The sequence below is a fragment of the Pseudoalteromonas sp. SWXJZ94C genome, assembly GCF_015864385.1.
In the GTDB taxonomy this organism is placed as follows: Bacteria; Pseudomonadota; Gammaproteobacteria; order Enterobacterales; family Alteromonadaceae; genus Pseudoalteromonas.
This window is the reverse complement of record NZ_JADYXF010000062.1, coordinates 1-18,366: the sequence shown is the minus strand read 5'-3', so window position 1 is coordinate 18,366 and position 18,366 is coordinate 1. Positions and strand designations below refer to the sequence as shown.

12 protein-coding genes are annotated in these 18,366 nt (G+C 40.4%); 9 read left to right on the top strand and 3 right to left on the bottom strand.

Annotated features, from left to right (window positions below):
* Positions 1–248: 248 nt before the first annotated feature.
* The gene (locus tag I6F65_RS19345) at positions 249–668 is read left to right on the top strand and encodes a VOC family protein (protein ID WP_024611951.1); all 420 of its coding nucleotides are present in this window, start codon (positions 249–251) and stop codon (positions 666–668) included.
* A gap of 49 nt (positions 669–717) precedes the next feature.
* On the opposite strand, the gene I6F65_RS19340 is transcribed toward I6F65_RS19345, so the two are convergent.
* Positions 718–1,614: an AraC family transcriptional regulator gene (locus I6F65_RS19340; RefSeq protein ID WP_166114917.1), complete on the bottom strand. Its 897-nt coding sequence runs from the start codon at positions 1,612–1,614 to the stop codon at positions 718–720.
* 194 nt (positions 1,615–1,808) lie between these two features.
* On the opposite strand from I6F65_RS19340, the gene I6F65_RS19335 reads away from it, so the two are divergent.
* Entirely contained in the window at positions 1,809–2,954 is a 1,146-nt protein-coding gene (locus I6F65_RS19335) for an iron-containing alcohol dehydrogenase (protein WP_024609748.1), read from the top strand.
* Between the two features lie 218 nt (positions 2,955–3,172).
* Entirely contained in the window at positions 3,173–3,619 is a 447-nt protein-coding gene (locus I6F65_RS19330) for a DoxX family protein (RefSeq protein WP_197114458.1), read from the top strand.
* 59 nt (positions 3,620–3,678) lie between these two features.
* Here the strand turns inward: I6F65_RS19330 and I6F65_RS19325 are convergent, their stop codons facing one another.
* On the bottom strand, positions 3,679–6,765 hold the full coding sequence (locus I6F65_RS19325) for a beta-galactosidase (RefSeq protein ID WP_197114456.1): 3,087 nt from the start codon (positions 6,763–6,765) through the stop codon (positions 3,679–3,681).
* A 112-nt stretch (positions 6,766–6,877) separates the two neighbouring features.
* Here I6F65_RS19325 and I6F65_RS19320 point away from each other — a divergent pair, with 112 nt between their 5' ends.
* The 5 genes from I6F65_RS19320 (at position 6,878) to I6F65_RS19300 (ending at position 13,916) form a co-directional block, all read left to right on the top strand.
* Entirely contained in the window at positions 6,878–7,696 is an 819-nt protein-coding gene (locus I6F65_RS19320; RefSeq protein WP_007587199.1) for a helix-turn-helix domain-containing protein, read from the top strand.
* Positions 7,697–7,776: 80 nt separating this feature from the next.
* Positions 7,777–8,097 (top strand): hypothetical protein, encoded by a 321-nt coding sequence (locus I6F65_RS19315; protein ID WP_197114454.1) that lies wholly within the window; start codon positions 7,777–7,779, stop codon positions 8,095–8,097.
* Positions 8,098–8,263: 166 nt separating this feature from the next.
* Entirely contained in the window at positions 8,264–9,517 is a 1,254-nt protein-coding gene (locus tag I6F65_RS19310; protein ID WP_197114452.1) for a TolC family protein, read from the top strand.
* Entirely contained in the window at positions 9,514–10,761 is a 1,248-nt protein-coding gene (locus tag I6F65_RS19305) for an efflux RND transporter periplasmic adaptor subunit (RefSeq protein WP_197114449.1), read from the top strand. Before I6F65_RS19310 ends, I6F65_RS19305 begins: the two co-directional genes overlap by 4 nt.
* A gap of 8 nt (positions 10,762–10,769) precedes the next feature.
* Positions 10,770–13,916, top strand: a complete 3,147-nt coding sequence (locus I6F65_RS19300) for an efflux RND transporter permease subunit (RefSeq protein ID WP_197114447.1) — start codon at positions 10,770–10,772, stop codon at positions 13,914–13,916.
* Positions 13,917–13,996: 80 nt separating this feature from the next.
* On the opposite strand, the gene I6F65_RS19295 is transcribed toward I6F65_RS19300, so the two are convergent.
* On the bottom strand, positions 13,997–15,247 hold the full coding sequence (locus tag I6F65_RS19295) for a TMEM143 family protein (protein WP_166114889.1): 1,251 nt from the start codon (positions 15,245–15,247) through the stop codon (positions 13,997–13,999).
* A gap of 360 nt (positions 15,248–15,607) precedes the next feature.
* Here I6F65_RS19295 and I6F65_RS19290 point away from each other — a divergent pair.
* The coding region (locus I6F65_RS19290) for an Ig-like domain-containing protein (RefSeq protein ID WP_231613245.1) at positions 15,608–18,366 on the top strand (2,759 nt) is incomplete at its 3' end.

The window sequence follows — 18,366 nt, the reverse complement described above, 5'->3', positions numbered from 1 at the left end:
TTCCATGTCGCGTCTGTTAACATTAATCTTGGCATGAGGGTTCGGTGTAACGTTTTTTAGCGAATTCAATTATACCTTATCCTCATGCTGTTTGTTTTTTATACCGCAAAGATCAACACGCCCTAGTTTTTAAACATTATTTAGGTATTAAATATGCTTATTTATAATGCTGTTAATGTTCTATAAATTACAATTTATGTATAATGAGCGTAATTTAGTATATTAAATGAGTTAACCAAGGGTAATTTATGTCGAACTGTTTGCATCTGGCTATTCCGGCCGGCGATTTAAAAGTGACTAAAGCGTTTTATTGTGACGTGCTTGGTTGTAAAACGGGTAACAGTGAAGAAGGTCGTTGGGTTGATATTGACTTTTGGGGTAACGAATTAACATTGCATCAAAGTGTTGAGCGCCTACCTACAGTACGCCACGACGTAGATATGGGTGCTGTATCTGTGCCACATTTTGGTATTCATTTATCAGAAACCGACTTTAACGATTTAAAAGTACGAATTGAAAGCGCGGGAATAGAATATCTTGATAAGCCTTACCGTCGTTTTATTGGTAATGAGTTTGAACAAGAAACATTTTTTATTGAAGATCCAAATGGCAATGTGCTTGAAATGAAAACAATGGTTAACCCAGACGTTTTATTTAAAAAAGTATAGTTTGCACCCGTGCTATTTAAAGCCACTTTTATAGTGGCTTTTTTGTGGGCTAGCTATGCAGCTGAGTTAATACTTCGCTAGGTGTTTTATTAAAGTGGCGTTTAAATTCGCGGCTAAACTGCGATGGGCTGGTATAACCTACTTTTAATGCTGCTTCGTTGGCTTTACTGCCGCTGGCAGTAATGAGTTCTTTTGCTTTAGCTAAGCGTACTTTTTTTAAGTACTGCAATGGCGACTCAAAAGTAACTTGCTTAAAGGCACGATGAAACGACGATACACTCATGTTTACATCTTCCGCTAAACCTTCAACAGTTATTTGGTTGGCATAACTACTGTGCATAGTAGATAGCGTACGTGCTATGCGAGCATAATGTCCATCATGCATCGCAAGACCTATTAAGGTGTTGCCTTGAGGGCCGCAAAGTACGCGATATACCAATTCTTTTACTATATCTTCGCCAAATATCTCTGCCTCAAGTGGGTTATTTAACACAGTTAATAACCGATGAGTAACGAGCTCCATTGCTGTATCTAGAGTTGCGGACTGCACTGCACCAATTTGTGTTGACGACGATGACACTGAAAGAGGCTTATGCTGCATTATTTGATTAACGAGTTTGTGTAGCATTGCAGGGTTTATATCTATGGCAATTCCCATAACGGGTAAATCGTTATCGGTAAATGCTTCACACTCTAATGGCACCGGTACGCCAAGGACTAAGTAGTCGCCTGCGCCGTATTTTATTTGATGTTCAGGAAAGTGAATTATTTTATGACCTTGCCCAACAATAATAATACCTGAGTTATATATAAGCGGCTGACGAGATGAACTTTTAGTTGCTCGATGAAAATACACGCCTGGAATAATAGTTTCCATGGTGCCTTCAAAGCTGAGTAATTGATTATGCTCGGCGTATTGTTGCAACATATTGGCTATGGTGGGCATAAAAGGCATCTTTAATTGAGTGTATTTTGCGTAAAATAACAATGTTGATAGTTTTAGGCAAGCTTTTGCGAGTTATTGGGCTTTTTTTATGTTTGTTTTGCCACTAATATGCACACATCGATACTTTATTAGATACTTTGATTAGGTAACTAAGTAAAGTACTCAGCAATTAACCGTCACCTAGGAGCAAAATAATGAAATTTAGCTACGTAAATCCAACTCTTATCCAATTCGGTCAGCAACAAATTGCGGCACTATCTGATTTGATCGCAAAAGATCAAAAAGTACTTGTAGTGTACGGCGGCGGTTCAATTAAAAAGAACGGCGTGTACGACCAAGTTGCTGCAGCACTTGAAGGTTTTGATTGGGTAGAGTTTTCGGGCGTTGGCGCTAACCCAACAATTGAAGTATTAGACCAAGCAGTAAAAATTTGTAAAGAACAAGACATCGACTTTGTATTAGGCGTAGGCGGTGGTTCAGTAATCGACGGCGTCAAATACATTGCAGCGTCTGCGGTTTATGATGGCGAAGGTTGGGATATTCCTACTGGTAAGCACACTATTACTAGCGCATTACCAATTGGTGCAATATTAACATTGCCTGCAACGGGTTCAGAGTCTAACCAAAACTCAGTTGTGAGCAAAGAAGCAACGAAGCAAAAACTACCGTTTGCATCACCAGAAGTACTTCCTAAATTTGCGATTATGGACCCTGATGTAATGAAAACATTACCGCAGCGTCAACTTGTAAATGGTTTAGTAGATGCATGGGTTCATACATGTGAGCAGTACCTAACATTCCCTGAAACGGCATTGGTTCAAGAAGGTTACGCAGAGGCACTTTTAAGAACGCTTAAAACATTAGGCGACAACTTTGAAAATCAAGACGATGCATGGCGTGCAAATCTTATGTGGGCAGCTAACCAAGCACTTAATGGTTTAATTGGTTCTGGTGTATCGCAAGATTGGGCAACACACATGATTGGTCATGAACTTACAGCCGCTTACGGCGTTGATCATGCTCGTTCACTTGCTATTGTTCAGCCTTCTTTACTACGCAACCAATTTGCAGTTAAAAAAGCAAAACTAGAGCAAATGGGTAAAAACGTATTTGGTCTTGAGCAATCTGACGACCTAGCTGAGAAAACAATTTTAGCAATCGAAGCGTTTTACCACAGCCTTGACGTAGCGACCCAGCTTACTGAACATGGCGATGATAAAGCAGCGGCGATTGACAATATTATTAATAAACTTGAAGCACACGGCATGCTGGCACTTGGTGAAAACCAAGCTATTACGCTTAAAGAAAGCCGCGAAATTTTAGAGCAAGCAGTTGCTTAATTTTCAAAGCTAAGCGCTTACTTAAATATACTAAGTTTTAGCGTTAATAAAAAACCGTCAACCTTTAGGTTGGCGGTTTTTTTATGGTTTATTATAAATACTGTGTTGCTAATTAACCAATAAATTCCGTATTAATGTTTTTGAATGATGATAGTAAACTGTGCTCAACGGTTAAGAACAAATCTAACGCTTAAATAAATTAAAACAGGACTAAACTCATGAAATTACTAAACACATTACTTAGCTCAAGAGCAGGCGTAGCAGCATTAATTTTACGAGTGCCAGTTGGTCTTATTTTAGCGGCGCATGGTGCACAAAAACTATTTGCTTGGTTTGGCGGTTACGGGCTTGAAGGTACAGCCCAATGGATGGCAAGTATGGGATTAGAGCCAGGTTATTGGTTAGCAATGATGGCTGGCAGCGCAGAATTTTTTGGCGGCATTGCATTGGCAATTGGTTTATTAACACGCCCAGCAGCTGTAGTTGCTGGCTTTACTATGCTGATTGCTATTTTTAGCGTACATATTAGTAATGGCTTATTTATGGCAAACAATGGCTATGAATACGCATTAACGTTACTAGTTGTGACTGTGGTTTTAGCAATTCAGGGAGCGGGAAGCTTTTCGCTTGATAATGTATTAGCTAAAAAACTAGCTAAAAAATAGCGTTTTTAATTAAAAATAGCGGCCAATTTGGCCGCTATTTTTGTAGGTTAACTACTAAATTATTTAGCTGAAAAAGTTAAAGAATAACTGTACTGCTTTTGCTCAAGTAAATATTCTTTATGGGTACTTGGGCTCCACGAATCATCACCACCTACGCCCATATGTTGATGATCAATGTGTACATGTATGCAATTATCAGCAATTAGTTCGTTAGTGTGTTTCGCTTGCGTTAGCATACTTTGCGAATAAGCACTGGCTGCAAACAAAAACGCGCCAGTCACGGTTAAGTTATTAATACTCAGTAATTGGCAATCGCTACGCAGACCATTATCAGTTGGGAATATATACGGTGTATGTAGCTCATTTAAGTTCAAACTGTAATAACCTAAACGTGCTGCGGCTTTGCGATCTGGGTAGTTTTCAAAAGGTCCTAAACCCAGCCAGTTTACTTTTGTATCGCTTTGCTTGTTAAGCGTTGTACTTAGCCCTATACGCGGCATTGGCGGCAGAGTATCGTTTAAGTTCACGTCAATATTTAGGCTAATATTACCGGTATTATTTAGTGTATATAACCACTGTGTTTGAGCTTGTAGCACGCCATTAAACTCGTAATTAAATACACAAGTAATACGTACATCAACACTTGATTGCACTGCGTGAATTGAGCTGCATGTGCGCTGCCATTGCCCTATACCTGCACGCAACCAACGTGCCTCCCATGCATTAGGGTCTAGATTGTCTACTTCGCTTACGCCAATGTCGTTATCAAGTGGGGCACGATAAAAGTTATCAACCAGTGGGCTACTAATAACCTGAGTATCGTTTTGTAACCACTGCTCTATAAGCCCTGATTGCTTGCTAAAAATAAGTTTAAACTTATCGTTTTCAATACTTAGGTGGGAGTCGGTTTCATTAACACTTATAGCGCTTTGCTTAGAGGTTGGTGTAAATGATTTATCGTTTAAATTATTACTGTTCATTAGCTTAAACTGCTCGGTATCCATAATATGTTGAGCGTTTGCAAAGTGTGAGTCGTTAATTAGTGCTACATCTAAATTAAGGTAATATTGCGCACCTTGCTCAAACGCTGTTTTAGTTTTAATCGTTAACGTGTGTGTACTTTGCGGAGCAATATTAAGTACATGCTCGCCTTGCTCAACACAGATGCCATTTTGCATTAACTGCCAAACGAGCTTTTCGTTATCGGTGTGCCTAAATACGTAATCGCTAAATACATTAATGCTGTATTGGTTTTGATTTTGCTCGCGCAGCGTAAATTGTAAATGCTGCTGGCTGTATTTAGCTTCAAACAGGCTCGGGTGCGGTGTACGGTCTGGGAACAATAACCCGTTTATACAAAATTGACGGTCATTTAGTTCATCACCAAAGTCGCCGCCGTAAGCCCAATAATGCTTGCCGTTTTCGTCTGTTTTAGATAAACCTTGGTCTACCCAATCCCAAATAAAGCCGCCTTGCAGGCGTGGGTATTCTCTAAATGCTTGCCAGTAATCGTCAAAGCTACCTAGGCTGTTACCCATTGCATGGGCGTATTCACATAAAATAAGCGGGCGAGTTTCACCTGGTAGGCTTAGCCACTTTTTAATAGAGTATTTAGGTACCGCATCGTCTTTAATATCGGTATTTACACGGGCGTACATTGGGCAAATAATGTCGGTAGCCGTTGTGTTTGCACCGCCGCCTTCGTATTGCACTGGGCGAGAGGGGTCAAAGCTTTTTGACCAGCCGTACATCGCATCATGATTTGCGCCGTGTCCGCATTCGTTACCCAATGACCAAATAATAATTGAGGCGTGGTTTTTATCGCGTTCAACCATTTGTGTATAACGCGACATAAATGCACCAGCCCACTGCGGGTCGCTTGCAAGCCTGCCCATAGGAAACATGCCATGGGTTTCTATATTTGCTTCATCAACTACGTATAAACCTAGCTGGTCACATAGCTCGTAAAAACGGGGATGATTGGGGTAGTGAGCAGTACGCACGGCGTTAAAGTTATTTTGCTTCATCAGCTTAATATCTTCAATCATATCGGTGGTAGTAACTGCATGACCGTTTTCTGGGTGGTGTTCGTGGCGGTTAACACCGCGAATAAGTAACGGTTTGCCATTTACACACAGTTGCCCGTTAAGCATTTCTACTTTTCTAAAGCCAATGTTGTAGGCTTCAACATCTACGGTATTGCCTTGATCATCAAGCAGGCTCACAACGCAGCGGTATAAGTGAGGGGTTTCGGCGGTCCATTTTTTAGGGCTTTGTATATCAATTGCTTGAAATACTACATCGCTCCAGCCACCTTTTTCATCAACACGTTTATTGTTAGTGCTTTGAATTTGAGACTCACATAGTGGTGTTTTATCATCAAAAACTTGCACTGCTACTTGGTAGTTATTTGGCGCATTAATCGCCGTTTTTATATGTAGCGTTGCATCGCGATAGCAAGCGTCAAAATCGGGGGTTATAAACACATCACGTATTTGGTTTTGTGGTTTTGTAAGTAAGTTAACATCGCGAAAAATACCGCTTAGCCACCACATGTCCTGATCTTCTAAATAACTGCCATCGCTCCAACGAATAACCATAACGGCAATACGGTTAGTGCCAGCAACTAACAGTTCGCTTAAATCAAACTCGCTTGGTAAGCGGCTATCTTGTGAATAACCCACCCATTGTCCGTTACACCACAGGTGAAACGCCGAGTTAACGCCTTCAAAAATAATATGATTACGTTGAGTTAGCTGACTTTCGCTTATATTAAATTCAGTACGGTAACAGCCAGTAGGGTTATCGCTTGGTACAAAAGGCGGGTTAACTGCAAACGGATATTTAACATTACAATAAATAGGTTTATCAAAGCCGTGTAATTGCCAGTTAGAAGGCACTGTAATATTTTGCCAGTCGCTGTTTAGTGTTTCACTTAGCAACGATTCATCAACCGCTTCGGGTTTATCAAATAATTTAAAGTCCCACTGACCGTTTAAACTTTGTTTTTGCGATTGTGTGTTAGTACGGGCATGTTCAACGCTTTTAAAACCATTGAGTGGGCTGTGCGCTTTTACTTGATTAACTTGTACTGAAATTGGGTTTTCCCAATCGCGGCGATTAATTATGTGCTGTAAAGAGGTCATGTTTATCCTATTGCATAAGCGGGCAATTATAATGTGCTAAATATAGCTAAAAATAATCGCAGGGGTTATGCTTAAAGCTCTCCTTTATTTATCCAAAACTATCATTCTAATTATGCGCTATAACATTAAAGACATACTCGATATTGGTCCGCGCTGTATAGAACGCTTTATTGATTCACAAACGCTCGCACAAATGCCAAACCTTGAAATAGCACTTGCGGGTTGCTCAAACCTATCGGGTCGTTATTGCGTAGCACGCTCAGCACCGCTAGAACATACACTTTTTTATACACTTGCAGGGCAGGGTAAATTAACAACACAAAATGAGCAGTACACACTTAATGCCAATACACTTATTGTGCTACCAGCAAAGCAAAGCTTTGAAGTGAAAATTGATGCTGAACATTGGGATGTTATTTGGTTAAACCTTGCAAATACTAAACGTTGGCAGCATTTAAACTTAGCGCAAGCATTGGTATTAACCGAGCAAAAACTTGAACCGTTACACCTTGCTATGGAGCTTTTATATAGCGAGCCCAATGCTAATTTACGCGAAAGCGTAACGCCTATTTTAAGTCATTACTTAAATGCTACGCTGCAAAATAACTCACAAGGTGCGGCGCATAACCGTTTAATTAGTTTGTTTGAAGAGGTAGATAAGCGCTTACAGTTTGATTGGACAATAGAGGCAATGTGCGAACATGTACATTACTCATCGCCGCATTTACATCGTTTATGCCAAGCCCAATTTGGTAAAAGCCCTATACAACAACTTATTTATTTACGCATTGAACGGGCTAAAAACTTATTGTTAAACACGGCTTGGCCAATTTCGCATGTGGCAAGTTATGTGGGGTACTCTAATATTTTTAATTTTTCCAAACGTTTTAAGAAGTCGGTAGGTGTGTCGCCAAGCGAATTTAGAAAATAACGTTAACGGCTCTCTACATTTGAATAAATTTAAGGTATTGTGTGATTTCTTAAATTGCATTTTAGAGTTTTAGGTAGGTAATGCGTTCAAACCGTTTTTTAATAGTGATATTATTAGTGCTTGTGCACAGCTTTATTAGCTGTGATGGCGCTGCGTATCATTTGCAAGAAGACGTTGATCACGTAAACAGTTCGTTATCGCAAGGCGACTCCACAGCCGATGATAACCAAAGCGATAAAACATCGACTACCGAAATTCATGCCCACCAACATTGCCATTGTGGCTACAACAGCACCTCTAGCCATTCAATAAGCCCAGAGCAAAGTAAAGCAACTTCGCCTGCGTGCTATAACGGGTTAAATTACCCGCCAGATGTACCGCCACCCAATTCACTTAGTTAGTTTTTAATTTAATTTTAAATACTTTGTATATTACAGCCTGCGCTTATGCGTTGTTTAGGCTCTGTTATATGCATATTTAGGTTACTTGATGCACGTTTGGTTTTGATTTTTAAATGCCAATATCGTGCTCAAGTTAACTCTGTTTGTTAAAAAACGGACACGCTATATGAATAAAAAACCAATTATGCTGGTGGCACTAATGTGCGCGTTACCTGCTTTTAGTACTTTGGCGAATGTTAAAACATTAACCCTTAAACAAGCGCTGAGTAATACCGAACAACAAAATCTGGTATTAAAACGCTACCCTTATCATCAAAAAATATTGAGTGCGCTTAAAACCCAAGCTGCACTTTCGCCTAACCCTGTATTGAATGTTGAAGCCGAAAACTTACTTGGCACTAACAAGGCGCGTGGCATTCAAGGCGCTGAAATAACACTCGGGCTTAGCCAATTAATAGAGCTGGGCGATAAGCGCCAAAGTCGTATTAATTACGCAACCGCCAATATAAAAGCCCAAGCAATACAGTATCAAAATACCCGTTTAGCCTTATTAGCAACCACTGCTGAGCGATACTACCAAGGGCTTAAATTTCAAACCTTATTAAGTTTAAACAACGAGCGTAAACAGGTAGTAACCCAAGCACTTAAAGCGATTGAGCAAAGAGCCAATGCAGGGGCAGCATCGCAAGCTGATGTAACGCGCATGCGTTATGCACTTAGCCAAGTAGAGCTTGATAAAGCTATGCTTAACAGTGAATTTGAGCGAGCCAGTTTATCGCTTAACGAGCTGTGGAGTGAGGAGCAACCCTACGATACTTTTGCTGGCAATATTAATGCAATTACTGCGCTTAAATCAGCGCAAGCACTTTTAGATGCGGTTAACCAAGCCCCTGAATTTGCATTATTACAACAGCAATATTTACAGCAAACAGCTAATTTAACACTACAAAAAGCAAACGGACAAACCGATATTAACGTAGGGGGAGGCGTGCGCTATAACCAGCAAAATGACTCCAGCTCGTTAGTGTTTTCGTTTTCTATGCCACTGCAATTAAGCAATTCTAATAGCGGCAATATTGCAGCTGCAAATAGTCAGCTCATGCTTTTAAATGAGCAGCAAGGGCAATTGCGCATCCAGCTACGCCAGCAAGTACGTACTTTGTACGCTTATTATCAAGGTAGAGCTAATCAGGCAAAGCTATTATCTGATCAAATTATTCCTCAGGCACAAACATTGATTGAGCAAAGCCTAAAAAGTTATCAACGCGGACAAATTTCGGTGTTGCAATTGCTTGATGCTCAACAAGCACTTTTTGATTCTAAACGCACACTTATTACCACTCACGCAGAGCTGTACCAAGTGCTACTTACTCTTGAGCGTTTAACAGGCCAATCTTTAATTGAGACCCATCAATCATGAATAAAAATATAATCGCATTACTAGTATCACTTTCGTTTGCCAGCAGCTTTGTAAGCACAGATGTATTTGCCTCTGCTGAGCATGGCGAGTCAGGTCATAAAGAAACAGAACAACACGAGCAAAAGCAAGGTCCACACGGTGGCTTTTTATTAACGGATCCTAAATTAACCCTTGAGCTTAAATTACAAGAATTTGCAGGTAATGTTGAGCTGCGCGTATACGGCTATAAGCAAAATAAGCCGATTAATATAAATGAATTAAACATAACAATGAGTTTAAAGCGCTTAGTTGAAGCCCCGCAAAATATACAGTTTGCAGCTGAGGGCGACTACCTTGTGAGCACGCAATCAATTAACGAACCGCATTCGTTTGCACTTGCCGTTACTGCTAATTATAAAGGCGAGAGTATTAGCTATGAATACGACCAACACGAAGGCCGTACCACGCTAACAGAGCGAGCTATTGAGCGCGCAGGTATTAAAACTGAGATAGCGCAAAGTGGTGAAGTGGATATTACCGATACGCTTTTTGGCGTTATTGCCCCAACGCAGCACGGCACGGTAGAAGTAATGGCGCCGTATACAGGATTGATCAGTGATATTTTTGTAAGCATTGGTCAAAACGTTAAAAAAGGCGAAGTACTTGCCAGCGTAACCAACCGTGAAACACTGCAAAATTACCCCATTAAAAGTCCAATTAGCGGTGTTGTAACCGAGCAATACTTAAAGCGTGGCGAGCTTGCAAGCACCAGTGCACTAATGCAGGTAGTTAACCTTGATAAAGTATGGGTTGAGTTATCGGCTTTTCCTGAAAACATTGAAAAGCTAGCCATTGGTCAAAGCGCTAAGGTGTACGACCTACATCACCATTTAAATACGCAAGGCAAAGTGTTTTTTATAGCCCCAATGATGACAGGCGGGCACATAGCGCGTGCCCGTATAGAGCTTAATAATCCAGACGGGCATTGGCGCCCAGGCATGCATATAAATAGCGATGTAAGTGTGGCTAAAATAAATGCCAGCGTACGTGTAAAGCCACAAGCAATTCAAGAATTTAACGGTCAATCCAGTGTGTTTATTCGTAAAAATAATGTATTTGAAGTGCGCCCCGTTACCTTAGGTGCAAAAAATAGCGAGTGGGTAGAAGTACTTGCAGGCTTAAACGCGGGTAGCGAATACGTAACAGACAATAGTTATGTCATTAAAGCCGATATTTTAAAAAGCGGCGCAAGCCACGCTCACTAGGAGGCACCATGATTAATTGGATAGTTTCTTTTGCGGTTAAACGCCGCATGCTGGTGCTTGCGCTTACATTTTTATTTGCTGGATTTGGTGTATACAACATTCAAAATTTAGCGGTAGACGCAGTACCCGATATAACCAACGTACAAGTGCAAATTAATACCAAAGCGCAGGGCTTTACGCCATTAGAGGTAGAGCAACGCATTACCTACTTAGTAGAAACCGCCATGGCGGGCATACCTAAGCTTGATTACACCCGTTCGCTTTCGCGTTATGGGCTTTCGCAAGTAACGGTTATTTTTGATGAAGGCACCGATATTTATTGGGCGCGTCAGCAAATTGGTGAGCGTATTCAAAGTATTCGCTCCGACTTACCTAATAACGTAGAGCCAAACCTGGGTCCTATTGCCAGTGGTTTAGGCGAAATATTTACTTATAGTGTGCACGCCGCGCCTAATGCGTTAAAAGAAGATGGCACTGCCTACAACGCCGAAGACTTACGTACTTTGCAAGATTGGGTTATTCGTCCGCAGCTTTTAAAAGTAAAAGGCGTAACCGAAATAAACAGCCAAGGTGGTTTTGAGCGCCAATACCAAGTAGCGCCAGTGCCCGAAAAACTCATTGCCTATAAGCTTACTATTAGCGATGTAATTAGTGCACTTGAGGTAAACAACAGTAACCGAGGCGCAGGCTATATTGAGCGTTTTGATGGGCAATATTTAGTACGCTCGCCAGGGCAATTAAAAAGCATTGATGACATAGCCAATACCGTTATAGCTAAGCGCGATGATGCACCGGTACGCATTAAAGATGTAGCAAATGTGCATTTAGGCAAAGAGCTTAGAACCGGCGCAGCCACTTATAATGGTGAGGAAACTGTGCTCGGTACCGCGATGATGCTAATTGGTGAAAACAGCCGCGTAGTGGCAAAAGCTATGGCTGATAAGTTAGTTGATGTGCAAAAAAGCTTACCCGCTGGCGTTATTGTTGAAGCGGTTTACGACCGTACTACTCTTGTTGATAAAACCATAGCAACCGTGCAAACCAACTTATTTGAAGGTGCCGTTTTAGTGATAGTGATTTTGCTATTACTGCTGGGCAATGTAACGGGCGCGCTTATTACGGCAATGGTTATTCCGTTGAGTATGTTGTTTGCCGTTACAGGTATGGTGGGTAATCGCGTATCGGGTAACCTAATGAGTTTAGGCGCAATCGACTTTGGTTTAATTGTTGATGGCGCTGTAATTGTTGTTGAAAACTGCCTGCGCCAACTCGGTGTAGCTCAGCATAAACATGGCAGGCTACTTACCTTAAACGAGCGTTTAAATGTAGTGACCGCAGCCACCAAAGAAGTATTTACACCGGCTGTATTTGGCATTGTTATTATTATGCTGGTTTACTTACCTTTATTTGCACTAAGCGGCGTTGAAGGCAAAATGTTTCAGCCAATGGCATTTACTGTAGTTGCGGCGTTAATTGGCGCGCTTATATTTGGCGTTACCTTTGTACCGGCTGCTATTGCAGTGTTTGTTCGCGGTAAGGTTGATGAAACCGAAAACGCAGTCATGCGCGGCGTTAAAAAAGTGTATAAGCCATTACTTGGTATATCGCTTAAATTACCGTGGCTGATGGTGGGTATTGCCACTGCATTAGTATTAGTGCTTGGTTTTAAAGTTAAAAACATGGGCGCAGAATTTTTACCGAAACTTGATGAGGGTGATATTGCTATGCACGCGCTGCGCATTACTGGCACTGGTATTGAGCAATCTGTGCAAATGCAAAAAGAACTTGAACAAGCCATATTAGATCAGCCTGAGGTTGCTAACGTATTTTCAAAAATTGGTACTGCCGATGTAGCAAGCGATCCTATGCCGCCCAATGTTGCCGATACTTTTTTAATACTCAAACCGCAAGAAAAGTGGCCTAATCCAGCACTTACTAAGGCAGAGTTGGTTCAACAAATTCGTACCCGTGTTAACGATGTACCGGGTAATAATTACGAATTTACACAACCAATAGAAATGCGCTTTAACGAGTTAATTGCTGGCGTGCGCGCTGATGTGGCACTGCGTATTTATGGTGACGACTTAAGCGTACTTAAAGAGTTTGGCGAAAAAGCCACAGGGCTAATGCGTAATATTGCAGGCGCTACCGATGTACGTTTGGAGCAAATGGAAGGATTGCCAACACTTTCGGTAACACCAATGCGCGACCACATGGCGTTACTGGGTTTAAGCGTAAACGATATTCAACAAACACTTGCCGCCGCTGTTGGCGGCGTGCAAACCGGGCTAATTTACGAGGGCGATAAACGCTTTTCGTTATTTGTGCGCCTTGATAAACGTTGGTCTAGCGATGTATCAGCACTTGCTCGTTTGCCAGTTGCTTTACCTAAAGATAGTAACCCAGAACTTGCGTTTGTACCGCTTGGCGAAGTGGCAACAATTAGCATTGAAAAAGGGCCTAATCAAATAAACCGCGAAAGCGGTAAGCGTAACGTAGTGGTAACTGCCAATGTGGAAGGGCGCGATTTAGCAAGCTTCGTAAGTGATGCGCAAGCAAGCATGAATGAATCACTTAACTTACCAAGTGGCTATTGGCTTGAATACGGCGGCACGTTTGAGCAGCTACAATCGGCAAGTAAGCGATTGTCGTTGGTTGTGCCGGTCACTTTACTGCTTATATTTGGCTTACTGTATAGCGCCTTTGGATCGCTTCGTGATTCATTGATTATATTTAGTGGTGTGCCACTGGCATTAACGGGTGGTGTACTTGCTTTATTGCTGCGCGATATGCCGCTGTCAATCTCAGCGGGTGTCGGCTTTATTGCCCTAAGTGGTGTAGCGGTATTAAACGGCGTGGTTATGCTGTCGTTTATTAAGCAGTTACGAAGCGATGGTTTAAGCTTGTTTGATGCAATTCACAGCGGTGCATTACAGCGCTTGCGCCCAGTACTGATGACGGCGCTGGTGGCAAGTTTAGGCTTTATACCTATGGCGCTTAATTCGGGAACGGGTTCTGAAATGCAAAAACCTCTCGCCACCGTAGTGGTTGGCGGGATTATTTCATCAACTCTACTGACACTATTAATATTGCCTGCACTTTATAAATTAGTGCATTCTAAATTTACTAAAAAAGCAGAAGCTGAATTAGCTTAAATATTAGCTATTAATAATGTAATCAAAAAAGCAGCTGTACTTACAGCTGCTTTTTATAAACTAATTAATCAGAGTTTAGGTTAATTATACTGAAACAGATTATCCCAACGCTCATCTAATATCGTTTTTGCGTGTTCTAAACTCAGTGCGCTATACACTTCACTACCTTCTATTTCGTTACTACACGTTACCAAACGCATACGTACCAGCTTTTCAAGTGCGTCGCTAATTTCAAAATCAAGATCGCACTGGTATTTATTTTTAAACCAATGCTCTATTTGTTCATCAAGCGTTTGTGCGGTTAAGCCGCTTTCTGATTTTAGTAAAAAGGTATACGCAAGCAGGGCTTCTTTTATGTCTTCTTCTTCGGCGGCGTCAATAAGCGTATGAAAAACACCCGCGTTATTATCGAGGTTTTTAAAGTAGAGGTTATCGCTTAGGGCTTTCATAAATTTTATTTTACGGTTTTTAAACTTACTCCATTCTTTAAAAATAAAGCTGCCAAAAACCCCCATGCCAATAGCAAAGGTAATAAAATGTTGTTGGGTCATTTCCACAGCTTCACTTCTAAAACCACCCCAAAAAGCAAACAGAGCAAGCAATAATACGATTGATGCGCCAAGTTTAGTTATAAGTACCACTGCACCGCCAACTAAAGCAGATGAGCCAATAATTGCTTTATCAATAGGGCGCATGCGTACTTCACTATTAGGAAATAGCATTTCGAGATCGGCCTTTGGTACATTTTGAAACAGCTTTACTATGGTTGAACTTGGCTCAAATCCCATTGGCGTTTTATTTTTAGCTTCAAAATAAGCGCTATCTTTAAAGCGAATAAACACGGCAACACGGTCGTAATTAGTAAAGTGCAGCGGCTTTTTACGCAAGCCCCAAAAGCTGGTAATGGTTTCAGTGAGTTGCGACTCGCCACGGCGATAAAAAACCACTTCTTCAAAGTCGTCAAACTCAACTTCAAGGCGCACTTTAAATAGTGACTCTTCGTTTAATGCGTCTTGTAAGTCTTCATTGGTGATCACTTCAAAATTAGCTGCGTTTAATACTTTAGCAAAATCTTTAGCAAATTCATGTTGGCATTGTGCTTTTTGCTCAACAGATACAGGCGCTAAAGAGCGTGTATCGCTATTAGGATCAAATGGCGCATAGTTGTTTTTAAGTGACTCAAGTATTGAGTGGTAATCGTAATGAATAAGGCTAGCCAGTAAGTCGCAAAATTGTTTAAACGATGCTTGTTGTGTACTGCTTTTAAGCTCTTCGCTACACATGGCTACAATATCGTGTTTTCTGAATGGAATATAACGCGCGTTTTGCATAAATTAATAACTACTATTTGCGTGAAAGGGGCTGCATTTTGAGAACATAAAACAACCTATAAATTATAGTTAATATGTTAACATTTTTTAGTCTAGTTATTAACCATTTGTTTTTGTGAATATATTTTTTAAAAAATAAGTTTAAGAGTGTTTATTTGTTAGTAACAATTTTAGTATTGATTTTTATGTTATTTATAGTATAAAAGCATTTATATTAGTTTAAATTTAGCTAAATCAATATAAAAATCAATGTTACTTTTTTGTAAAATATTTTGGTTTTAATACTGCTTTTGTGTAAAATCATAATAAATAAGTTATTGTTAATTTAATAATAACGTTATCAATTGTTTAGGATCTACTTTGGAAATTTTAAATCAAGCTGTTGCGATTGTTGAACTACTTAATAATATCTGGGTTGTAATGGAAAATGGAGATTGGGTCGAAGTAGACTCAGTACCTGAGCAATTAAGAGACTTACCAGTATTAAATAGTAACGATATTGAACTTGAAGGTAATGAACTTGTATTCCCTGAAGGCAATAAAGAGTATACGGTACCGCAAGATATTATTGCACAACTCGTAACCGATTTAAGTCAAAATCCTTCAGATAGTCCACTCAGCCAAAATAATAACAATATAAAAATTAGCCAAATTGACGGAAGCCAAGCCGAAGTCGCATTTAAATTAATATCGCGTCATGCACAGAAGCTGATCCCTGACTCTGGTTATGAAACAACCCCCGATGTATTAAGTGAAGGGCAAGACGAAGACTTTATTGAATTTATTCCTGATCCCATATTTACCGTTGATCGCTTTGGTGGCGATAATATATTTATTAATAAATACGAAGCTGTTGCGTTAGAGTTTTCTGGCACTGTAGAAAATGTTGCCGACGGTGAAATTGTACAAATAATTCTAAGTGATCAAAGTGGCAATGAAATTATTGTTACCGCAGTAGTTCAAAATGGTATGTGGTTAGTAAGTAATGTTGATATTACTACATTGGATGATGGTCAAATAACTGCAACCGTTTCGTTAGTTGGCGGCAATGAAGAAGATGCAGCAAGTGAAACAAAAATAAAAGACACCGAAGCTAATATTTTCATTGATTTTGAAGATGGTCTAAATACAAATTCAGCTACCGAAATTGAAGGTGAAGTTGAAGATGTCCAAGACGGACAAATAGTTACTGTAACAATATTAGACGCATCAGGTGCTGTTGTTGCTACATACGAAACCACCATTATCGATGGGCAGTGGAGTATTGGTTCTCAGCCATTTGCAGATTTAGCTGATGGCGATTATTCGGTACAAGTGAGTACTATTGATATAGCCGGTAACGACACGCAAACTCAAAAATCATTTACAAAAGATACAACAGCGGTTATTAGCGTTGAAATAAGCGAAACTGACGATGGCGTAATCAACTCTGCCGAAAATATAGTGTTGGTGTCGGGTACGGTTGTAGGTATAGAAGACGGTCAAACGGTTGTAGTGATATTGCAAGATGCTGACGGCAATGAAATTACCGTTAATGCAATTGTTGAAAATGGTATGTATCAATTCGAAGCTGATATTTCTATTTTGAATAATGGCACTATTACAGCTACAGCTTCAGCCCAAGATCTACTTGGTAATAGCGCTACAGCACAAGATACTGTTGAGCAAGACAAAACCGCATCAATTAATGTTGAAATAGATAAAACCAGCGACGGTGTATTAAACGGTAATGCAGAAGACACAAACGTTACCATTAGAGGGTCAGTTGAAGGTATTGAAGATGGTCAAGTTGTTACCGTTGTTGTAAGTGACGGCATAAATGCTCCGCTAACACTAACAGCAATTATTGTTAATGGTTTATACGAAATTACAGGTATAGATCTTTCAACATTTAACGATGGAACGATTACAGCTACCGCAACCGCACAAGATTTAGCCGGAAATTCTGCAACTTCATTAGATGAAGTCCAACATGACAATTTAATTGATACCACTTTTACAGTAGAAGATACTGATGGCGTTATAAATAGCGCAGAACAAAGTAACGTAGCTTTAAGCGGAACTGTTGCTGATGTTGAGCCAGGTCAACAAGTAACGGTTACCTTTATTGATAGCAATGGTCAGCAAGTTATTGTAAATACTGAAGTTGACGAGAACGGAAATTGGCAAATAAGTGGTGATATAGAATCACTTATTGATGGCGAAATATCAGCACAAGTAAGTATTTTTGACGCAGCAGGCAACGAAGTAACAAAAAATGTAGCGCTCGTAAAAGACACTCAAAATACGCTTACACTAAATATTGATAAAACAAATGATGGCGTTGTAAATGGAAATTCTGAGAATACAGATCTCTCTTTAAGCGGCACCGTGGACGGTATTGAAGATGGTCAAGAAGTTACTATTATACTTTCTGATAGCGAAGGTAATGAAGTTCAAGTTACTGCTATTGTTGAAAACGGACAATATGAATTAACAGGAATAGATATTTCATCATTAGCAGATGGTGAAATAACAGCAACGGCAAACGTAGCTGATACCGCAGGAAACGCTATCCAAGCCGTAGATTCATTTTCGCAAGACAGTACCGCAGCTATTACAACTAGCATTGATAAAACTGACGACGGTATTATTAACGGTAACGGCGAAAGCGCTGCAATTGTTGTACGTGGTACGGTTACCGACGTTGAAGACGGTCAAACCGTAACGGTGATTATTAACGACGGCGTTAACCCTCCAATTGAAGTACAAGCAACAGTTCAAAACGGTGAATATGTAACCGATCCAATTGATGCCAGCGCATTGAATGATGGCACATTAACCGCTACTGCAACGGCGTCTGATTTAGCAGGCAACCCGGTAACAGCACAAGATACAGTTGAACTTGATAATACAACAACGATCACCACCAGCATTGATAAAACCGACGACGGTGTTATTAATGGTAACGGCGAAAGCGCTGCAATTGTTGTACGTGGTACGGTTACCGACGTTGAAGACGGTCAAACAGTTACTGTAACCATCAGCGACGGCGTTAATCCTCCAATTGAAGTACAAGCAACCGTAATTAACGGCGAATACGTAACAGATCCAATTGATGCAAGCGCACTAAACGATGG